1 protein-coding gene is annotated in these 4,134 nt (G+C 38.3%); it reads right to left on the reverse strand.

Annotated elements, in window-relative coordinates; all coding sequences use genetic code 11:
* The coding region (locus ENL20_12785; protein HHE39426.1) for a hypothetical protein at positions 1-4,134 on the reverse strand (4,134 nt) is incomplete at both ends.

The following is a 4,134-nucleotide window of genomic DNA, read 5'->3' on the forward strand; positions in this document are numbered from 1 at the left end:
GCTAAAATCAGGGAAACAGTTTCCGTATTGGAAGGTTCTGATTCACCTTCATCATAAACCGCAGTTAAATAATAGGAATATTCTCCTTCATCGAGATTGATATCCGTGTATGAAGTTGTCATTATATCCGAAATTGCAGTCAGAAATTGATCATTCCTGTAAATCCGGTAACCTAATAGAAAGCGGTCTGATGTTGTTTTTACGGATTTTGCATTTTGGAAAGTTCGTAGATCCATGTTTTTTGGATTTCCATCATTTTTGGAAAGAATTGGTTGCCCAATAAAATTTACTGAATTCCCGGGAATTTCCCAATTCAATGAAATATTATTTTCATAAGAATCTGCTGTCAGATTTTGCGGAGGATATTCAATCGTTAATTCATTTAAAACAAAATCTAAAGTATAAGTTTCCCAATTTTCTTCGATATTAACATTGGAAATTGTTTCTGATAAATAACCCGGTAAGGAAGCTGTAACATCATAAATTCCTGCTTCTATCGGCAAAATATAAAAACCCTGAGAATTCGGATTTGCAACCGCAGAATCGGCAGAGATCAATACTTCTTCTATATTGCCATTATTCCCATTCAAACTAACATTGCCAACAAGATAGCCGTGCGGTGTTGTAGTAACTTCATTCAGGATAACATCATCGAGAACCCAGGCATTGATATCAAAAGGATTGCCTTCAAAAATAAACGCTAACTGGAAATTTGCTGATCCTACATCAGGGTTTGAAATTGTCAGAAATTCAATTGTGGGAGGAATATCATTTGCCGGATAGGTAATCACATCATGCCAGTTTGTGCCATCTGCAGTAGTTTGAATTCCTACATAAAAACCATTGCCAAAAGTAGCGATAATATGCTTAAATTCCAGTTCCAGGGAAATTGAACCCACAGTATTTATCGGTTTCGTGATCAATCTTTGAATTCCTGTAGTTGGATAAATTCCAACATAAAAAGCTTCCGGAGGAGTTCCTCCCGCAAAATTTGATTGATTTAAAATCCAATTCTGTTCTCCTTCGATGGTCCAACCTTCCGGTGGGAAAGTATTGAAATTTTCTACAAAATCAACAGGAACCTGGACAATATAGTTTGAAAAATTCCCTGAATTTGCATAACTCACATCCGCAGTAATTTCCCAATCTATAATAACTTCATGCCCGATCGGAGCATCTTCGCCGGCAGTAACACCAAAAACAGCAGTTTCCATTTCTCCGGCTGGGAATGTTCCGAAATCAACATTATCGGAATCGAGCGTGACAAAATTATCTTCAGTGGAAATCGAACAGAGAGTAGAGGTCGCCTCAGATCCTCCAATATTTGAGAAAACAACCCATAATTCACCGGATTCTCCCGGATCGAGAACACCATTATTTCCATCGAAAACGATCACTTCCTGAACTATAATATCGGGAGCATTTACTTCCAAACCAAAATAGAGAATCCAATTATCTTCATTACTTTGAACATCCATCTGGAAAGAGATGATGTGACCGTCAGGACAATTCTCATCAACTGAAAATGAGAAATCATCAAGATTATTTTCTGAATTTCCCCCAGGAATATCATTATAAGTCGAACTGCCGGAAATCAAAGTCGTGTATTCATCATTGGTAGAAATTATAGCAGAAACTCCGGTTGCCGGATTTTCACCCAGATTATTTAGAGGAATCTGCAATTCGACAGTTTCTCCATGATCGATATTACCGTTTCCATTTCCACCCGAAATTTCAATTGTTCCCAAAACAAGATAAGGTTCTTCGGCGAAGATGGGAGGACCGGTAAACAGAATTGCCATTTCATTTTCTAAAACTTGGGAAGCTGTGGGATACTCGTTATTAAATGTGTATTCCAAACCGATAGTTCCTGTCGGGTCTTCTATTCCAACTGTTGCATACATACCATGATTGACTATAAATCCAAAATAAGATCCCTGATCAACATTATTTACCGTATGATACTGGAACTTGATCTCACTGTCTCCAAGAGTTGTCGGATAATAATCCGCATCGTATAAAATTACCTGGAAAGTTTCCTCGCTATTATTATATTCATTATATAATCTCGACCATTCGATCACAAAATAGTGAAATACATCGTCAAAGAAATAACAAACCTGCCCGTCTCCGATGATCAGATCATCCCAGAACGGAGCAATAAGCGGAGAAGGTCCGAGCGGTCCGGGAATTTGCCAGTTCATGAAAGAATTATTATCTGTAATTCCGGGAGATATCCAACCATTTGAACAAACCGTTAAATCGGAATAATTATCTCCGTAAAAGCGGAAATTTACCGGTAAATCGAGAATTTCGGTATCTCCTTCATTTCCCTGATCAAACAGTTGAATCACTGTTCCCTGACCTCCGTAATCAGGATCGATCTCGATCCATTGATATTCGGGAGCATTGTAATATCCGGTGTCTTCATCATCAAAACAGTAATATCCGTATTCATCTGGACCAAGAGGATCGGTTATTAGAACTTCTCCAATTTCAAAAATAAAAGTTGAGAGATTATCATAACCATCGATATTGTAAAGTTGTACTTCAAAAATTATTTGAGTACCGGGATAAATATTTGTATTTGCTGTGATTTCAAACCTGTTCTCATTATTGGAAACTTCTTCTCCAGCTTCGATATTCCCAAAATAACCTTCCGCATCATCGATGATAATATCGGAATTGGAACAGGAAATCGTGCCGTAAATATCGTTGGCATCAACCGATCCAAGATTTGAGATGGTGAGACTGATTTCAGCAGTTTCTCCAGGATCCAGGATGTTGTTGTCATTATCAAAAACCGTGGATGAACTAACATCAAGATAAGCTCCTTCAACATTCAGATAAATTATATCATTCCATTCATTTCCCGAACCATCGACGATCTGAATATCGATCTTGATCTCTGTTCCGCCTAAAACATCCGGATGAATGGAAATATCAAAATCATCTGCGGAAAAAGAAGAAGAACCTGCATCGATGTTTCCGTAATCTTCAGTATTATCTGTGATCGTGATAAATTCATTTTCAGAGGTAATGGTTGCGGAAACGGAATTTGCTGCGATCGTTCCGTAATTCTGTAAATTAACATTTAATTCGATATTTTCACCCGGATTGATATTTCCATCATCATTTCCTGAAGATGATCCGGAATTATCGTCATCGATCTCAACTTCGAGGACATTAACAAAAGTATCCCCCTGCAGAATTTCAAAACTTCCGAGATGCGGGATGAAATTGTGTTTGGTTACGGTCAAATCGACTGTTCCTTCAGAATTGGTTTCGATTGGCAAAATCACTAAACCTTGTTCATCAGTAAAATCAATTGCGAAAATTTCATCATCACCGAGCAAAGCTGAAACCCAGGCATTTTCAATTGGAGTTCCGGAATTATCCAGAACAGTTACTTCCAGATAATTTGTCCCTAGTGAGACTTGAGATGCATAAATAACATCCAATTCCTGCGGAACTCCGGTCCAGAGATCCATTCCGGGATCTCCCATCAGACTGTTCCAATAAGAAAAACGATAAACCCAGTTATTGGGATTTTCAGGATAGTTCAGATAAAGATTGATCTTTCCCCGATTCAAAGCTCCGCCCGGATTATAAATTCCATCTGTAAAAATTCCATAAAAAGTTCCGGCATCGATGCAATTATTAAAACAGGTATGAGTATATCCCGTTGCCGTCCCGAAAGCAGCGATCGCACCTTTGGGAACGGTTGGAGAACCTGCTTTCAGAAAAGCTTCACTCCGGCAATCATTAGTTCCTTCAAAATCACCCGTAATGCAGGTTGGATGAGCAACAAAAGGCAGCATATAACCATTTGTCAGATTTTCCGTATCATAATTATCCCAACCGCTCATGTTGGCAAAACCGCGATAATTAAAATAACTGACTCCGGTATTGAGATTACTGCTGATCTGGTAAACCCAATTTCCATCATAGACTTCTTCGCAGACAATATTGGGAGCATATTCATCGATCATTTCTTTGATAAATACTTTGGTATCGACACAGGAAGGACCGGAATCGGTTGGATCTCCAAGCATTAAAGCCTTATCATACCATTCCGTATTGTCCATATAAGGAGTTTTTTCGTAATTGAGAATTTTGGAAACAATCGTTTGA

The sequence above is a fragment of the Candidatus Cloacimonadota bacterium genome (genome assembly GCA_011372345.1).
Taxonomy (GTDB): Bacteria; Cloacimonadota; Cloacimonadia; order Cloacimonadales; family TCS61; genus DRTC01.